Source organism: Kribbella sp. VKM Ac-2566, assembly GCF_004366005.1.
Taxonomy (GTDB): domain Bacteria; phylum Actinomycetota; class Actinomycetes; order Propionibacteriales; family Kribbellaceae; genus Kribbella; species Kribbella pratensis.
On record NZ_SODT01000012.1, the window covers coordinates 57,516 to 74,117 of the forward strand.

At 68.8% G+C, this 16,602-nt stretch carries 18 protein-coding genes and 1 pseudogene; 16 read left to right on the forward strand and 3 right to left on the reverse strand.

Annotated elements, in window-relative coordinates:
• Positions 1 to 46 precede the first annotated feature (46 nt).
• The 11 genes from folE to EV647_RS27360 all read left to right on the forward strand — a co-directional run bounded on the left by folE (position 47) and on the right by EV647_RS27360 (position 7,522).
• Positions 47 to 619: a GTP cyclohydrolase I FolE gene (gene folE, locus EV647_RS27310; protein WP_134007771.1), complete on the forward strand. Its 573-nt coding sequence runs from the start codon at positions 47 to 49 to the stop codon at positions 617 to 619.
• A gap of 136 nt (positions 620 to 755) precedes the next feature.
• Positions 756 to 1,907 carry a S1 family peptidase gene (locus EV647_RS27315; protein ID WP_134007773.1) on the forward strand — a complete coding sequence of 384 codons (1,152 nt, stop codon included), beginning with the start codon at positions 756 to 758 and terminating at the stop codon, positions 1,905 to 1,907.
• Between the two features lie 138 nt (positions 1,908 to 2,045).
• Positions 2,046 to 2,843 (forward strand): dihydropteroate synthase, encoded by a 798-nt coding sequence (gene folP / locus EV647_RS27320; RefSeq protein ID WP_134009076.1) that lies wholly within the window; start codon positions 2,046 to 2,048, stop codon positions 2,841 to 2,843.
• A complete protein-coding gene (locus EV647_RS27325; RefSeq protein WP_238177417.1) occupies positions 2,840 to 3,313 on the forward strand; it encodes a nuclear transport factor 2 family protein in 474 nt (157 codons plus the stop codon). The genes folP and EV647_RS27325 overlap by 4 nt, the downstream gene beginning before the upstream one ends.
• Entirely contained in the window at positions 3,310 to 3,699 is a 390-nt protein-coding gene (folB, locus tag EV647_RS27330) for a dihydroneopterin aldolase (RefSeq protein WP_134007775.1), read from the forward strand. Before EV647_RS27325 ends, folB begins: the two co-directional genes overlap by 4 nt.
• Positions 3,696 to 4,253 carry a 2-amino-4-hydroxy-6-hydroxymethyldihydropteridine diphosphokinase gene (folK, locus tag EV647_RS27335; protein ID WP_134007777.1) on the forward strand — a complete coding sequence of 186 codons (558 nt, stop codon included), beginning with the start codon at positions 3,696 to 3,698 and terminating at the stop codon, positions 4,251 to 4,253. The genes folB and folK overlap by 4 nt, the downstream gene beginning before the upstream one ends.
• 2 nt (positions 4,254 to 4,255) lie before the next feature.
• A complete protein-coding gene (locus EV647_RS27340; RefSeq protein ID WP_238177418.1) occupies positions 4,256 to 4,777 on the forward strand; it encodes a DUF3180 domain-containing protein in 522 nt (173 codons plus the stop codon).
• Positions 4,778 to 4,787: 10 nt separating this feature from the next.
• Positions 4,788 to 5,228, forward strand: coding sequence for a hypothetical protein (locus EV647_RS27345; protein ID WP_130384954.1), 441 nt, complete (start codon positions 4,788 to 4,790; stop codon positions 5,226 to 5,228).
• Between the two features lie 21 nt (positions 5,229 to 5,249).
• On the forward strand, positions 5,250 to 5,645 hold the full coding sequence (locus EV647_RS27350) for a hypothetical protein (RefSeq protein ID WP_134007781.1): 396 nt from the start codon (positions 5,250 to 5,252) through the stop codon (positions 5,643 to 5,645).
• 24 nt (positions 5,646 to 5,669) lie between these two features.
• Positions 5,670 to 6,440 carry an inositol monophosphatase family protein gene (locus EV647_RS27355; RefSeq protein WP_134007783.1) on the forward strand — a complete coding sequence of 257 codons (771 nt, stop codon included), beginning with the start codon at positions 5,670 to 5,672 and terminating at the stop codon, positions 6,438 to 6,440.
• 125 nt (positions 6,441 to 6,565) lie between these two features.
• Complete coding sequence (locus tag EV647_RS27360; protein WP_134007785.1) at positions 6,566 to 7,522, forward strand: hypothetical protein; 957 nt, start codon at positions 6,566 to 6,568, stop codon at positions 7,520 to 7,522.
• Positions 7,523 to 7,576: 54 nt separating this feature from the next.
• On the opposite strand, the gene EV647_RS27365 is transcribed toward EV647_RS27360, so the two are convergent.
• Complete coding sequence (locus EV647_RS27365; protein WP_134007787.1) at positions 7,577 to 8,776, reverse strand: NADH-quinone oxidoreductase subunit D; 1,200 nt, start codon at positions 8,774 to 8,776, stop codon at positions 7,577 to 7,579.
• 26 nt (positions 8,777 to 8,802) lie between these two features.
• On the opposite strand from EV647_RS27365, the gene EV647_RS27370 reads away from it, so the two are divergent.
• Both EV647_RS27370 and EV647_RS27375 read left to right on the forward strand, forming a co-directional pair.
• Entirely contained in the window at positions 8,803 to 9,291 is a 489-nt protein-coding gene (locus EV647_RS27370; protein ID WP_133785772.1) for a PH domain-containing protein, read from the forward strand.
• 11 nt (positions 9,292 to 9,302) lie between these two features.
• A complete protein-coding gene (locus tag EV647_RS27375) occupies positions 9,303 to 10,709 on the forward strand; it encodes a PH domain-containing protein (RefSeq protein ID WP_166680446.1) in 1,407 nt (468 codons plus the stop codon).
• 104 nt (positions 10,710 to 10,813) lie between these two features.
• Here EV647_RS27375 and EV647_RS42655 read toward each other — a convergent pair.
• Positions 10,814 to 11,455, reverse strand: a pseudogene (locus EV647_RS42655) (SAM-dependent methyltransferase); the annotation flags it as partial.
• Positions 11,456 to 11,506: 51 nt separating this feature from the next.
• Here EV647_RS42655 and EV647_RS27385 point away from each other — a divergent pair.
• On the forward strand, positions 11,507 to 14,287 hold the full coding sequence (locus EV647_RS27385; RefSeq protein WP_166680447.1) for an AAA family ATPase: 2,781 nt from the start codon (positions 11,507 to 11,509) through the stop codon (positions 14,285 to 14,287).
• Here the strand turns inward: EV647_RS27385 and EV647_RS27390 are convergent.
• Positions 14,277 to 14,843, reverse strand: coding sequence for a 2'-5' RNA ligase family protein (locus EV647_RS27390; protein WP_238177419.1), 567 nt, complete (start codon positions 14,841 to 14,843; stop codon positions 14,277 to 14,279). The genes EV647_RS27385 and EV647_RS27390 overlap by 11 nt on opposite strands.
• An 82-nt stretch (positions 14,844 to 14,925) precedes the next feature.
• On the opposite strand from EV647_RS27390, the gene EV647_RS27395 reads away from it, so the two are divergent.
• Both EV647_RS27395 and panC read left to right on the forward strand, forming a co-directional pair.
• Positions 14,926 to 15,774: a Rossmann-like and DUF2520 domain-containing protein gene (locus tag EV647_RS27395; protein ID WP_134007795.1), complete on the forward strand. Its 849-nt coding sequence runs from the start codon at positions 14,926 to 14,928 to the stop codon at positions 15,772 to 15,774.
• On the forward strand, positions 15,771 to 16,598 hold the full coding sequence (gene panC / locus EV647_RS27400; RefSeq protein WP_133785767.1) for a pantoate--beta-alanine ligase: 828 nt from the start codon (positions 15,771 to 15,773) through the stop codon (positions 16,596 to 16,598). The genes EV647_RS27395 and panC overlap by 4 nt, the downstream gene beginning before the upstream one ends.
• Positions 16,599 to 16,602 lie beyond the last annotated feature (4 nt).

The following is a 16,602-nucleotide window of genomic DNA, read 5'->3' on the forward strand; positions in this document are numbered from 1 at the left end:
CGCGCGGGGTAGCGTGCGAAGTTCCGTTGGCAGGAGGAGAGCCGGGATGGCGTCACCGAATTTCGACCACGAGCGCGCCGAGCGGGCGGTGCGCGAGCTGCTGTACGCGATCGGGGAGGACCCCGAGCGCGAGGGGCTGCAGGACACCCCGGCCCGGGTGGCCCGCTCGTACGCCGAGATCACGGCCGGGCTCGGTCAGCAGGCCGAGGACGTGCTGACGACCACGTTCGCGCTCGAGCACGACGAGATGATCCTGGTGAAGGACATCGAGGTCTGGAGCCTGTGCGAGCACCATCTGGTGCCGTTCACGGGCGTCGCGCACGTCGGCTACATCCCGAGCCGGGACGGCCGGGTGACCGGGTTGTCGAAGCTCGCCCGGCTGGTCGACGTGTACGCGAGACGGCTGCAGGTCCAGGAACGGCTGACCACGCAGATCGCCGAGTCCCTGGTGGAGATCCTGCAGCCGCGCGGCGTGATCGTGGTGGTCGAGTGCGAGCACCTGTGCATGACCATGCGCGGCGTCCGGAAACCGGGCGCCAAGACGATCACCTCCGCCGTCCGCGGCCAGCTCCGCAACCCGGTCACCCGCGCCGAGGCGATGAGCCTGATCGTCGGTTGACCCACCCGTAGCTCGGGGAGGGCTGTTCTCGTTGAAGTTTGAGAGTCCGGCACTATGGACATTCTGTCGCTGAGCGTTTACTTTCCGTAGTGGCGCTTGGCCAACGGGGACCAGGTGCCGGTGTGAGGAGGACAGGATGTCGGGGCGTTTCCGGGTCGGCGCCGCACTGGCCGGGGTCGTCGTCCTGACGGCCGGCGGGCTGGCCGCGGCGAACTGGGCCACCGCGGACACGCGGAACAAGACCGGACCTCAGACCGCGCACCAGAAGCAGGCCGCGAAGACGGCCGTGGATCCACTGGTCGTCGAGACCCTGGAGTCGGAGCTCGGCTCCGACTCGGGTGTCGTGGGCAGCTACTACGACGATTCCGGCGAGCTGATCGTCGCGGTGTCCGACCTGTCGACGGCCGCTCTCGTCCGCCGGATCGGCGCGGTCCCGCGGCTGGTCAAGTTCACCGCCGAGCAGCTGAACGCCGTACAGGGCGAGCTGAACCGGCTGGCCGTCTCGTCGAGCGCCGGCAAGGTGCGGTCCTGGTACGTCGACCCGGTGTCGGGGACCGTCGTGGTCTCGGTGCCGCGAGGGGTGCACGACTCGATCACCGAGCGGTTCCTGTCCCGCGCGCTCGCGCACGGCGAGCGGGTGACCCTGCGTCAGGTGTCGGGGACGGTCCGGACGACTGCGGACGATTTCAGCCTGCGCGGCGGCGTACAGGTCACCAAGAACACCGGGTACGTGTGCTCGCTCGGCTTCAACGCCCGGACCCGCAAGGGCAACCGGATCTTCCTGACCGCGGGACACTGCACGGCCGGCAAGCCGTCGTTCTCCCGCAACGGGTACGTCCTCGGCAACACGTCCACCTCGAGCTTCCCCGGGCACGACTTCGGGTCGGTCGGCGTGATCGAGGGCTGGGACCAGCAGGGATACGTCGAGGGCTGGGGCAACGGGAACGTCGCGGTCAAGGGGATCGCGGACGCCACCGTCGGCTCCACGCTCTGCAAGTCGGGCAAGAGCACCGGGTGGACCTGTGGGCGGATCGTCGCCCGGAACGTGACGGTCAACTACGGGAACAACCGCGTGGTCCGCGGGCTGTTCCAGCACACCGCGTGCGTCGAGTCGGGTGACTCCGGCGGCGCCAGCATGACCGGGAACTACGCCCAGGGCATCACCAGCGGGGCGGCGCTGATCGACGGGCAGTGCCTGGAGAAGTACGGCCAGACCAACGAGTCGTACGCCCAGCCCATCGCCCCGGCACTCCAGTCGACCAAGTCCCGCCTGATCCTCGCGAACTGATCGCTCACCCGTTTCCCCGCCCACGGGAAATCGGCGGCGGGTTGTTGGGGTGGGGGCGGGGGCTACTACGGTGTGTGGGTGAGAACTGAGCCGTGGGGTCACGTGGACGGGTTGCCGGTGGTGGACCGGTGTCTCGTCATGGGTGTCGTGAACGTGACGCCGGACTCGTTCTCGGACGGCGGCGAGTGGTTCGAGCCGAGCGCCGCGATCAAGCACGGCCGCGAGCTGCTGGCCGAGGGCGCCGATCTGCTGGACGTGGGTGGTGAGTCGACCCGTCCGCGGGCCGTGCGGCCGTCGCAGGAGGAGGAGATCCGCCGGGTGCTCCCGGTCGTCGAGGCCCTCGCCGCGGAAGGCGCGATCATCTCCGTCGACACCATGCGGTCCCGGGTCGCCGAGCTCGTGCTCGATGCCGGCGCCACGATGATCAACGACGTGTCCGGTGGCCTGGCCGATCCGGACATGCTCCCGCTGATCGCCGAGCGCGGATCGCCGTACCTGTGCATGCACTGGCGCGGGCACTCGGTCGACATGCAGAACAAGGCGGAGTACGGCGACGTGGTGGCCGAGGTCATCGCCGAGCTGCGCGAACGACTCGAGGCGATCGGCCAGGCGGGGATCGAGCTGAACCGGGTCGCCCTCGATCCCGGCCTCGGTTTCGCGAAGACGGCGGACCACAACTGGGAGATTCTGCGCCGGTTGCGGGAATTCGCCGTACTGGAAAGACCGTTACTGATCGGTGCGTCCCGGAAGACGTTCCTCGGTAGGCTGCTCGCCGACGAGCAGACCGGTGAACCCAGACCGGCCGTACGACGAGACGACGCGAGCGTGGCCGTATCCGCCCTGGCCGCCGCCGCGGGTGCCTGGTGTGTCCGGGCGCACGCGGTGGCACCGAACGCGGACGCGGTCCGGGTGGCTAAGAGATGGGGAACTGTATGACGGACGGACCGCGGCAGGACGGTACTCCCAAGCGGCCGCCCAGCGCCCCGGTGCAGGACGTCGTACTGAATGCCAACACTGCCTTCTACAACGCGTTCGAGGCCGGTGACCTGGATCTGATGGCGGCGGTCTGGCTGCCGGAGCCGGATCCGGTCTGCATCCATCCGGGGAACGCGGCGATCTACGGGTACGCCGAGATGATGCGGGCCTGGGCGATGATCTTCGCGAACACGCCGTACATCCAGTTCTTCCTCACCGACGTGCAGGTGCGGGTGGATGAAGACGTGGCATACGTCACGTGTACGGAGAATGTCCTGTCGTCGGGTGAGGGCGCCCCGGAGGAAGGGTTCGCGGGCGGAAAGGCGCTCGCCACGAACGTTTTCCGCCGAACTTCTGGCGGCTGGCGGTTGTGGATCCACCATGCCTCACCGGTACTGTCGTCTGGGGGCCAATCGGAGGAGGCGCAATGAGTGGTCCCACGCTTTCTTCTGACGTGATCGAGATCCGGGGTATCCGCGGTTTCGGGCGCCACGGGGTGTTCGATCACGAGCGGGCCGACGGACAGGAGTTCGTCGTGGACGTCCGGCTGGAGCTGGACACCCGGGCCGCTGCGGCTTCCGACGACCTGGCCGACACCGTGAACTACGGGGTGGTGGCCGAGCAGGTGCACCAGGCGATCGAGACCGACCCGGTGGACCTGATCGAGACCCTCGCCCAGCGCATCGCCGATCTCTGTCTCGCCGACGAGCGGGTGACAGCGACGGCCGTGACCATCCACAAACCCTCGGCGCCGATCTCGGTGCCGTTCGACGACGTTGTCCTGACCGTGCAGCGCAGAGCCGGAGAATCCTCGTGACTGAGACCCCTAGTCCCCACGTCATCGATGCGGACACCCTGAGCGGCGGCCTGAAGCCGATCCGCCAGGTGATCCTGTCGCTCGGCAGCAATCTCGGCGACCGTGAGGCCAACCTGCAGGGCGCGATCGACGCACTGCGGGACACCCCGGACGTCGTGGTGGTCGATGTCTCGCCGGTCTACGAGACCGAACCGATCGGCGGCCCCGACGAGTCCGGTCCGTACCTGAACGTCGTCCTGCTCGCCGACTCCACACTGGGCGTCGACCTGTTGCTCGAGCGGGCGCACGCGGTCGAGCAGGCGTTCGGCCGGGAGCGCAGCGTGCCGGGCGCGCCGCGGACCCTCGACGTCGACCTGATCACCTACGGGCAGAAGACGATCGAGACCGACGAACTGACGATTCCGCATCCGCGGGCGCACGAGCGTGCGTTCGTGCTGGCGCCGTGGCTCGACATCGAGCGGGACGCCGTACTGCCGGGCCACGGTCCGGTCGCGGAGCTGCTCGCCAAGGTCGGGACCGAAGGTGTGACCAAGCTCGACATCGAGCTGCAGTAGTGGTGTCCGGCGGTACCGAGCCCGATCGGGCGCCTCGAAACGGCGACAAACCGGAGCCGCCACCGGGCTCGGTGCGGCCGACCTCACGGCGGCTGCTGGTCGCGATCGCCGTCCTCGGGGTCGCCGTCGGTCTGACGATGGTCAAGGCGGTCGAGGCCCGCGGCGGTGTCGCGCCGGCCGTGTCCTGGCTGACGTTGATCGCCTGGGCGTTCCTGGCGGCGCTGCTGTTCGCCGCGGCCCGCAACACCCACCAGCGGGTCCAGGTACGGCGGGAACGGATCGAACCGTCGCGCGCGGTCTTCTTGTTGATGATCGGGAAGGCGAGTGCCTTTGTCGGCGCGTTGTGCGCCGGTGTTTACGCAGGGTTCGCGTTAAGCTTCCTCCAAGCGGTGGGCTCCTCCGGGCCTCGTAACCGTGTGATCATGGCCGGTGCCGCGGCCGTGGTCTCAGTGCTGGTCGTCACGGCCGGATTGTTGCTCGAACGTGCGTGTCGTGTGCCCGAGGACCCCGACAAGACCCCCTAACATGCGGTCCATGGGTTCCAGGGGTAGCCGCCGTCGAACCAGGACCACAGTTCTCACCGTCGCCAACGGTCTGCTGATCGTTGTCTGCCTGGGCGTGAGTATCGCGCTCTTCTCGCAGAACGCCTGGATTCTCCGGGCCGCCGCCGGCGGGGCTGTTCTGGTCGCGATCGCTGCTGCCTTCCTGTTCCGCCACCAGTTGCTGGTCGAGCGGCTGGCGCACTCCGACGAGCGCGCGCAGGTCGCGCAGGAGTACTCGCGGATCACCAGCGCCCGGGTCGTCGAGAACGCGGAGTTCGTCGACCTGATGCAGCGCCGGCTGGACAAGATCGACCAGCGCCTCGACAAGATCGACCAGGAGGTCGCGACCGTGGTGGCCGCCGGCGACAAGCATTCGCAGGCCGACGCCCCGACCGTCGTCGACCTCAAGCTCCGAGGCCTGGCCGCGTCCTGATCCCAGCCCCATACTGCGGTCATGGGGCTGGATGCGAGGTACCCGGCTGTGACGATGAACGATCCGAACGGCCACGTCACGGTCTACAACGAGGACCATCTGCCGATCGGGCAGCTGGGGCCGTCGCCGTACGAGTCTCCGTCGGTGAATGTGACGTGCCGGCGCAAGGCGTGGGACGACCTGTACTGGTACCGCCTGCTGAACGCCGAGGGCTTCCCGTTCCCGGCGGACGAGGCGTACGTCGGCGCCGACGAGACCCACGAACTGAACCCCGGCCAGCCGTACCCGATCCCGGACTGCGCAAGCGGCTGCCCGATCAAGATCGCCCAGGCGGCCGGCGCCGGACTCCTGGTGATCGGAGGCGCCGCTGCGGCCGCGGCCTGGCGTCGAAGGGCGAGATCACTCGGTACGGCGTAGCTCTTGTCGCGTAGGTTCTGGTGTGTGGATCTCGCGAAGCTGCTGAAAGTTGCCGGAGCTGCCGTCGAGCGTGGGCGGGCGGTGACACAGAGCCGCGCGGTCGGGGAGTTGACGTTCAAGGGCGACCGGGACATGGCCTCCGAGGTGGACTTCGCCGTGGAGCGGGAGGTGCGGGCCTTCCTCGAGCGGGAGACGCCGGAGATCGGCGTACTGGGCGAGGAGGAGGGCGGCGCCACCGACGGGACGCGCTGGGTGCTGGACCCGGTCGACGGGACGGTGAACTTCATCCACGGCGTGCCGCTGTGGGCGATCTCGCTCGGGCTGATCCACGAGGGCCGCGCCGTCGCGGGTGTGATCGACCACCCGGCGCTGGGCACGACGTACGCCGCCGCCGAGGGACTGGGCGCGACCTGCAACGGGAAGGCGATCCGGGGAAGCCAGTGCACCGACCTCGAGAACGCGTTGGTTGCCGTGGGCGACTATGCGGTCGGGCCGAACGCCGAGGCGGTGAACGTCGATCGAGCGGCGCTGACCCAGCGGCTGGTCCCACGCGTGCAGCGCGTCCGGATGATCGGTACGGCGGCCACCGCGCTGACCTGGACGGCGAACGGCTACTTCGACGCGCTGATCATGTTCTCCAACAAGCCCTGGGACACAATGGCCGGCGTAGCAATCTGCCGCGAGGCCGGCGTCACCGTCCTGGACCTGGACGGCACCAACCACACCCCCGACTCCCAAGGCGTCTTCGCCGTCGCGAACGCCCTCCGCGAACCCCTCCAGGAACTTCTCGGCTGAGGCAGCTGGGAAACTATTCGTCACCACCTGCCCATTTGTTTCCCAGCCGTGTCCGTCCGCCGTGCCGGCGCGGAGTTGTCCACAGGGGGTCTGCGGCGGTCGGCGAAATCCGTCACGCTGATGCCGTGGATTGGTGGTGGCGGCAACAACTCGAGGACGAGGGCCTCGCGGTCCTGATACACGAGCAACATCGCGTCGTGGCGCGTGCGCAACTGTCGGCCGCCGGGGTGTCCGACGTCGAAGTACGGCGCCGGCTTCGCAGCCGCCGCCGGCAAACGATGCATCCTGGTGTGTATGTGACACACACTGGTCCGGTCGGGTACGACGAGCAACTCGTGGCGGCGCTGCTCTACGCGGGGCCGGAGGCCGCTTGGAGTCACTACACGGCCGCCGAACAGTTCGGCCTGATCAGGCCTGACGACCGGCGTCCGGTGTACGTGACGATTCCATGGCGCCGACGGGTTCGCGCTCGCCCGAATGTTGTGATCACCCGGGACGCGCACTGGGAGGAACGTCTGGCCGCGGTCAGACCGCCACGAAGCCGGCCCGTCGAGGCGGTTCTGGAGATCGTCGGCATCTCCCGATCCTTGGATGCCGCCGCGGCAGTCGTCGCGGAGGCTTGCCAGAGCGGCAGGGTGAGGCCCGACCAGATCCTGGCCGCACTCGTGGGCCGCCGGCTCCGCTACGGCGCTGCGCTGCGTCCGATCCTCGCGGACGTCGCGCAAGGCACGCACTCGTTGCTCGAACTTCGGTACCTGCGAGACGTCGAGCGAGCTCACGGCCTACCGTCGGGGCAGCGCCAGCGGGCTGTTGACGACGAGTTCACGGATGTCGCGTACGTCCTGTACGAGTTGGTGGTCGAGTTGGACGGCCGCTTCCATTTCGCACCCGACCAGCGGTGGCGAGATCTCGATCGCGACAACCGTGCAGCCCTGAGGTCGGAGACGACCTTGCGTTACGGCTGGCTCGACGTCACGAGCCGTCCGTGTGCGGCAGCCGTGCAGGTCCTGCAAGTGATGCGTCGCAAGGCCCCCACCCTCTCCGCCCACCCCTGCAGCCGCCCGTCCTGCCCCGTCCGCTGATTGTGGCTGGGAAAGTATTCGTCACCAGACGCACATTTGTTTCCCAGACGCCCTCTACTTGTCGATGTCGCCGACTACGAAGAACATGCTGCCGAGGATGGCGATCATGTCGGGGATCATGGTGCCGGGGAGTAGGGCGGGGAGGGCGGAGATGTTGTTGAAGCTGGCTGAGCGGAGCTTGAGGCGCCAGGGGGTCTTGTCGCCGCGGGACACCAGGTAGTAGCCGTTGATGCCGAGGGGGCTTTCGGTCCAGGTGTAGGTCTGGCCCTCGGGGACCTTGAGGATCTTCGGGAGCCGGACGTTGACCGGGCCGGCCGGCAGCGTGGACAGCTTGTCGAGGCAGGCGTCGACCAGGTCGAGCGAGACCTTGACCTGTTCGAGCAGTACGGCGAACCGGGCGAAGCAGTCGCCTTCGGGACGGGTGACGACGCGGAGCACGTCCTGCAGTTCGCCGTATGCCAGGTACGGCTCGTCGCGGCGGAGGTCGGCGTCGACCCCGGAGGCGCGGGCGATCGGCCCGGAAACGCCGTACTGCGCGACCAGTTCGGGGGAGAGCTTGCCGACGCCGACCGTGCGGGCGCGGAAGATCTCGTTGCCGAGGATAATCTCCTCGATGTCGGGCAGCCGGGTCCGGACCGCGGCGGAGGCGGCAGCCGCGCGGCCGAGCCAGCCGTACGGCAGGTCCTCCTTCAGGCCGCCGACCCGGTTGAACATGTAGTGCATCCGGCCGCCGGACAGCTCCTCCATCACGGCCTGGATCGTCTCGCGCTCGCGGAACGCGTAGAACACCGGCGTGATCGCGCCGAGCTCGAGTGGGTACGAGCCGAGGAACATCAGGTGGTTCAGGACCCGGTTCAGCTCGGCCAGCAGGGTCCGCAGCCAGACCGCGCGGACGGGGACCTCGAGGCCCATCATCCGCTCGACCGCGTGCACGACACCGAGCTCGTTGGCGAACGCGGACAGCCAGTCGTGCCGGTTCGCGAGGACGATGATCTGCCGGTAGTCGCGGACCTCGAACAGCTTCTCCGCGCCGCGGTGCATGTAGCCGATGATCGGCTCGCAGCCGACGATCCGCTCGCCGTCGAGGGTCAGCCGCAGCCGCAGTACGCCATGGGTCGCCGGGTGCTGGGGCCCGATGTTGAGCACCATGTCGGAGGTCGCCAGCTCCGAGCCGGCGCCGGTCCCACCCCGTTCGTACGCCGGGTCGAATCCTGCGGCTCCCGCGCCGACTCCCACGACTCTTTCCGTGCTCATGACCACTATCGTGACAGGCTTTACCCGTGGACGACCTCTTCGCACCCTCGGATGTCAGTTGGACGCCGGTCTCGCCCAAGCTCGCCACGCTGCGCCGGCTGAACGCGGCGATCGTCGCCGGGCTGGTCGCGATCGCGGCGCTGGTCGTGCTCGGGCTGACGCTGAGCTGGCTGTACGGCGTACTTGCGGTCGTGCTGATCGCACTGCTTCTCGGCTGGGCGTGGGTGCTGATCGGCCGTAACCAGCGCTCCTGGAAGTACGCCGAGCGTGAGGACGAGCTGCTGGTCAGCCACGGGGTCATGTTCCGTGAGCTGGTCGTCGTACCGTACGGCCGGATGCAGTTCGTGGATGTGACCGCCGGGCCACTGGAGCGGGCGTACGGGATGGCCACGGTGGAGCTGCACACCGCGACGCCGGCCACCGACGCGAAGATCCCGGGGCTGCACCCGGACGAGGCCGGCCGGCTCCGTGACAGGTTGTCCGCTCTCGGTCAGGCACAGGCGTGGGGCCTGTGAGTCAAGAACCGGTGACACAGCAGACCGTCGAGGTCGTCGGACAGCGGCTTCACCCACTCACCCCGTTCGTCAAGGGATGGGGGTACTTCGTCGTCGCGGCCGTCGCCCTGGTCAACAACGAGGGTCTGCGGAGCAACCTGACGGTCGCCGGTATCGGCCTGGCCGGTGTGCTCGTGGGCGGCATCCTGCTCGGCGCCCTGTCCTGGTGGTTCACCAAGTGGCAGCTGACCGGCGAGGCGATCCGGGTGGACAGCGGATTCCTGTTCCGTCGGACCCGGATCATCCGGTTCGACCGGATCCAGGCGATCGACGTGGCGCAGCCGTTCGTCGCGCGGCTGTTCGGTATGGCCGAGCTGCGCATGGACGTGGCCGGTGGCGGCAAGAGCGACGGCAAGCTGAGCTACTTCCGGTACGACGAGGCGCAGCAGCTCCGCACCACGCTGCTGGTCCGCGCCAAGGGCGAGAGGGCTGCTGAGCAGCAGGAGCACGATCAGCAGGCCGAGGCGCTGGCTCCGCCGCTGCTGACGGTCCCCACCAACCGCCTGCTCGGTGCGACGCTGCTGTCGTCGACCGTCGTCGGTAGTGCCGGCGCACTGGTCTGGCTGATCGTCGCGACCATGGTGCTGGACTTCCACATCGGTCTGTTCGCCGGTCTGCCCTTGCTGCTCGGTGTGGTGCAGCCGATCTGGAAGCAGGTCGTGGGGAACCACGGGTTCACGCTGTCCGAGTCCAGTCATGGGCTGCGGACGAAACGTGGCCTGTTCGACGTTCAACGCCAGACAGTGCCTCCCGGCCGCGTGCAGGGCCTGCTGATCACCGAACCGCTGATCTGGCGGCTGCTCGGCTGGTCCCGGGTCGAGCTGGACATCGCGGGCGTGGCCGGTCAGAAGGAGGACGGCGACGACGCGCTGGAGGGCGCACAGTTGCTACCGGTCGGCGAGCGTGCCGAGGTGGCCTACGTCCTCGCGCGGGTGTTGCCCGGGTTCGACCTGAGCCGCATCCAGCTGCACCCGGCACCGGAGCGTGCCAAGTGGCTGCGTCCGATCGGCTGGCGCTACTTGATGTACGGCGTCGACGACCAGGTCATGGTCACCACGCGCGGCTGGGTGAGCCGCCGTACGTCGATCGTGTTGCACCACAAGACGCAGTCGGTCCGGCTGGAGCAGGGGCCGATCCAGCGGCGCCTGGGGTTGGCCAGCGTGCATGTGGACACCCCACTGGGTCCGACCGACGCCACCGCGCTGCACCGCGACCAGGTCGAGGCTGCGGCGCTGGTGGCGGCTCAGGCGGAGAGGGCGCGCGAGGCCCGCCGTACGGTGGCTGCGTCGGTCGCCGTCCAGACCCAGCCGAACCCACCGAGTCCGGACGGGTCCAGTAACTCTGCAGCCTCGCCGGCTGACGACAGCTCGGACAGGTAGCGCAGCGGCTCGGTCTGAGCCAGCTCGAGGCTCGGCCGGGACCCGCTGACGCCCAAGGCTCGCAGGGCGTCCCGCTGGCTCACGATGGTGCCGCCGAGCGAGTCAAGCGCCACATGGGCCGTGATGTCGCAGCTGCCGTCGGGATCCGGTGAGCACTCACGACCCCAGCGGAAACCGGTCAGGGTCCCGTACGGCGGCCTAGTCGACTTCAGGTGCCCGTAGTCGATGGCGATCGCGACTGCGCCGTCCGCGAGCCGTCGCACCACGTCCTGCCAGGCCTCGTCACGTGCCCTACCGACCTCGGCCCGGTCACCGGGCTCACCAGGCCACCACTCACGCAACCAGTCCAGGTCGTTGCCGTCCACAACGTCCCCCGGTGTCAGGTCGGCCGCCAGATAGCGCGGTACGCCGTCCTCGTCCCACTCGACCACCTCACACGGAACGTTGTCGAGCCACTCGTTGGCGATGACCAGTCCGGTCAGGCGCTCGGGCAGCTGATCGTCCAGCTCGATGTCGACGACCGTCAGGCCATCTGCGCCCAGGACCTTGCCCAGCTCACCAGAACCGGCGGCGATGTCCACGACCTCGTCCAGGCCGAGCTGACCGGCCAGGCGCGCGATGGCCTGCCCGAACAGGGCGGACGCGTGGACCGACGTACGGAAATGCGCAGACGGACTCTCCCGGCGGTAGAAACCGCCAGGGCCGTACAGCGCCTGTTGCCAGGCGTCTCGGAAGGTCTCGGTCATCACGCGCCGTTCGGAGAGGTATGGACCGCCACGATCCTAGGATCAGGCATCGTGGCGAAACTTCCGGAGGAGCTCGCGGTCCTGTTCGAGGGTGACCCGGCATTCGATGTGGTCGGCGCCGAACCGCCGTACGTCGTCACTCCGGAGTGGCTCGCCGCGACGAAGGACAAGATCGCGGATCTGGTGGACCGGCCAACGCTGGGCAGGGTATCGGCCAGCAACAAGTACTTCATCGAGGGCTCACCGCTGCTGGTGGACACGTTCTACTTCGTGTTCAAGAGCCTGTGGCCGGCGCTCGGCATCCTCGTCGGCGGCGCGCGGAATCTGCACTTTCTGCTGCTCAACCAGTGGCGCGAGGAGCAGCAGGAGATCGACACGGACATCGCCAACTGGCGCGAGACCGGCGCGTCCTTCGACATTCCGTACCCGCTCCGGCGGGACCGGGACTCGCAGGAGGAGGTCATCCGGGCCTGCCGGGAGATGCTGGACCTGCTGACCGGCATCCCGGGACTGGAGGCCCGCCGGAAGGCGATGGCGTCCATGCTGGACCACGTTCTCGCCAGTCCGGAGCTGCTCGACCTGCACCTCACCCAGTCCCGGCCGGCGGTGCTGAAGCGCTGGATCGAGGAGTTCGGCGACGACGACGTCCGCCAGCTCTACCCGAACCTGTCCGGCAACCCGCTCGACCTGATGGTGCACGGTATGAACCGGCTGCAGGCGGCGTACGCACGGATCGCGGCGGTGACGCCCGAGGCGGAGAAGCCGTTCGCGGAGGAGATCGCGAGCCTGCTCCAGCAGATCGGACGGACCGACCTGCCCGCCGGGCTCTCGTTCTCGGTGCTGGGCCCGTCCGGGACGGCCGACGTCCAGAAGGCGCTCGACAAGGCGACCAGCCGGACGGATCCGGCCGAGTGGCGGCGCCGGCGGCAGGCGTGGATGATCCGGGCGGTCGAGGCCGGAGCGCCGTACGACGCCCGCGAGTACCTGGCTGCGATGTACCAGGTCGGCGCCGGCCTCAACGGCCTTCCGGACAAGGCGAAGGCGTCGAAAGAGCTGTACATGGTCGCCGGTTTCTTCCGGGGACTGCGCGACCTGCACTCGTTCCGGCCGCCGAAGGCCGTGGTCGAGGCCGAGGCACCGGACAAGCTGCGGGCGGATGTACCGACGGCGGGCGACCCTGTCGCCGACCTGAACGAGATGACCGGTCTGGGCATCGTGAAGGCCCGCGTGCACGAGCTGGTCGCGGAGGCGAAGGTCGCCAAGCTGCGCGCCGAAGCCGGGCTGCGGCTGCCGAAACCGATGGGGCACCTGGTCTTCAGCGGCAACCCGGGCACCGGCAAGACCACGGTCGCCCGGATCCTCGCCGAGGTCTATCGGGACCTGGGCATGCTCTCGTCGGGCCACCTGGTCGAAGTGGGGCGGGCCGACCTGATCGCGTCGTACGTCGGCCAGACGGCGCCCCGGGTGACCGAGGTGGTCGAGCGTGCGCTGGGCGGCGTGCTGTTCATCGACGAGGCGTACGCGCTGTTCAACACCTCCGGGCGGGACTTCGGCCGGGAGGCTGTCGCCACACTGATCCAGCTGATGGAGACGCACCGCGACAACCTGGTCGTGGTGATGGCCGGCTACCCGAACGAGATGTACTCGCTGGTGGAGAGCAACCCGGGCCTCAAGTCGCGGATCCGGACGTTCGTGAACTTCCCGGACTACACCGACGCCGAGCTGCACCAGATCTTCCTGCAGGCGGCCGAGCAGGCCGGGTTCGTGCTCGGCGACGGGGTGTCCGAGCAGGCGCTGGCCGCGCTGCGCAAGGCGCCGCGGGCACCGGGGTTCGGCAATGCGCGGACGGTCCGGACGCTGCTGGAGCGGATCGCGACGCTGCAGGCGGTCCGGCTGTCCGCGCTGGAGTCGCCGACCATGGAGCAGGTCCGGACGATCGAGCGGTCCGACGTCGCCGATCTGACCGACGAGAACCTGGGCGACCTGCCACGCCACGAGGACCCGCGGTCCGAGCTGACGGCGATGACCGGGCTCACCGAGGTCAAGGCGACCGTGGAGCGGCTCGCCGCGGAGGCGCAGGCCGACGTACTGCGGTCCAAGGCCGGAATGCCGCCGACCGAGCGGTCCCGGCACATGGTGTTCACCGGCAACCCGGGCACCGGCAAGACCACCGTGGCCCGGCTGCTCGCGGAGATCTACCGCGACCTCGGTCTACTCGGCGTCGGCCACCTGGTGGAGACGAGCGGTAACGAGCTGATGGGGCAGTACGTCGGCCAGACCGCGCCGAAGGTGAAGCGCCTGGTGGAGCAGGCCCTGGGCGGCGTGCTGTTCATCGACGAGGCGTACACGCTGGCAGATGCGCGCGGCTACGGGGCCGATGCGCTCGCCACGCTGATCAAGCTGATGGAGGAGCACCGCGAGGACCTGGTCGTGGTGCTGGCCGGGTACACCGAGCCGATGGAGGGGCTGTTCCTGCAGAACCCCGGGCTGCGTTCGCGGGTGCCCACGACGTTGGAGTTCCCGGACTACTCGTTGCCGGAGCTGCAGGAGATCTTCCAGTACCTGAGTGGCAAGGCCGGGTACCTGCTGGCCGACGGGGTCGTGGAGCGGGTCGGCTCGTTGCTCGACCGGATCCGGCACATGGCCGAGTTCGGGAACGGTCGGGACGTGCGGAACCTGTTCGAGGCCACGGTGTCCGAGCAGGCCGTCCGGATCGGTGCGCTCACCGACCCGAGCGTCGACCAGTTGCGTGAGCTGACGCCGGCCGACGTGCCAGCGGACTGGCAAGCCAAGAAGGCAGCCGGCGCGGTGGGGTTCCAGGTCAGGAAGTAGCGGACCCCAGCGGTACGGCCGCGAGCTGGTGCCACACGCCCTCCGCGTCCTCGCGCCACAGCTCCAGCTCGGTCAGCTGGGCGGTCGGGGCCGGTGCAGCTGTCAGCGCGGCGTTCGCCTCGGCTACCACGGCTGGACCACCTTGGGCGGACGACGAGATCGTCAGGTGCGGATGCGGGTCCGGGAACTCACCGCCGTACGGCGGGCACTCGGGGAAGGCGTCGAAGACGGACAGGAGTATCGAGCGCACCTTGTCGAACGGCTCCGGCTTCAGCCACGCCGTACCGTTCGGGAACTGGCCCGCGGTCGGGAAGCTGAGCTCGAACGGCTCGATGGACGTGACAGCTGCCTTCAGCCGGGCCAGGTCGGTGTCGGTGGGCTCGGCAACCCAGGGGACCAGCACAGTCACGTGCGGCGGGATGAGCTCGGTCAACGGGACCTGTGGTCTCGCGGTCGACCGTGACACCGAACGCCAACGCTCTGTGTACTCCGCCAGCTCGGGAACTGTGATCAGGATCGCGGTCAATTCGGCACCTGCTGCCCACGCATCACTCACCGCCACATGCTCTCATCACCTACGCTCATAGGTAGATCGTCTGGTACCCGGCAGCGGGACTGGAACGAGAAGAGAGTGAGCGATGGAACGGATCGGCTTGATCGGAGCCGGCCGGGCCGGAACCGCCTTGGGAGCAGCCTTGGCGGCAGCCGGACATTCCCTGGTCGGAGTCACCGCGCGCTCGGACGCGTCCCTGGACCGCGCCGCCCGCCTTCTGCCCGCTGTGCCCGTGCTGACCGCTGACGAGGTCACGAGGAGCGCCGACGTCGTACTGGTCGCCGTACCGGACGACCTGATTCACGACGTTGCGCACACACTGGCGTTGACCAGTGCGCAGTACGTCGTGCACCTGTCCGGAGCGCACGGCTTGGCCCCGCTAAGCGGGCTTGCTGCGACGCCGGTCGCGCTGCACCCGTCCATGACGTTTCCAGGCGGTCTGGTCAGCCTGGACGGGGTCATGTTCACTGCGACCGCTCCTGATGCGGCACGATCGATTGTCGAGCGGTTGGTGAAGGCGCTGGGCGCACAGGTGCAGTGGATCGCCGACGACCAGCGAGCGCGCTATCACGCCGGTCTGGTCCACGGGGCGAACCACCTCACCACACTGGTCTCGCAAGCAGTCGCCGTACTGCGGGAGGCGGGAGTGGCGGATCCGGTGGCGACACTGCGGCCGTTGCTCGTCGCAACCCTCGACAACACGCTGCGATCCGGTCATCATGCGCTCACCGGGCCGATCGCCCGGGGCGATGCCGACACGGTGGCAGCACACCTGGCAGTACTTCGGGACAGTACGAGGCGCACGTACGCCGAACTGGCCCGGGCGACTGTGGAACTGGCGACGGACGGGCGGCTGGACGCGGAGACGGTCCGCCGCTTGACCGAGGTACTGGACGGGCACCGGGCAGACCGGACAGGGGAGGCACCGCGATGAGACTCACCCAGACCAAGGCCGAACTGCGAGCGGCGGCCGCGATCAGGCCACGGGCGGTCGTGATGACGATGGGCGCCCTGCACGACGGCCATGCCGCGCTGCTGGCCGAGGCCCGCGAACGGGTCGGGCCGGACGGCAGTGTGGTCCTGACGATCTTCGTGAACCCGTTGCAGTTCGGGCCGACCGAGGACTTCGACCGGTACCCGCGGACGCTGGCCAGCGACCTGGCGATCGCGAAGAACGAGGGTGTCGACCTGGTCTTCAACCCGTCCCGGGACGAGCTGTACCCGAACGAGCCGTCGATCACGGTGCATCCGGGCCCGTTGGCGGACGAGCTCGAAGGCGTGTTCCGGCCGGGCCACTTCTCCGGCGTACTGACCGTGGTGTCGAAGCTGCTGCACCTGACCGCGCCCGACCTGGCGTTGTTCGGCGAGAAGGACTACCAGCAGCTGACGCTGATCCGCGAGATGGTCTGCGACCTCGACATGGACGTCGACATCGTGCCGGTGCCGACCGTGCGGGAGGCGGACGGTCTCGCGCTGTCCTCACGCAACCGGTACCTGAGCGAGACCGAGCGTGACGAGGCGCTGGTGCTGTACCGGGCGCTGAGCGCCGGCGCGAAGGCGGGGATGAACGGACCGGATGCGGTGCTGGCCGCGGCGCAGGCCGAGCTCGAGGCGGTGCCGTCGGTCAAGATCGACTATCTCGCCCTGCGCGCACCCGATCTCGGCCCGGTGATCGGCCCCGGCGAGGCCCGGATGCTGATCGCCGCCCGCGTCGGCCTGACCCGTCTCATTGACAACATTTCCATCACCCTTCGATGAATCC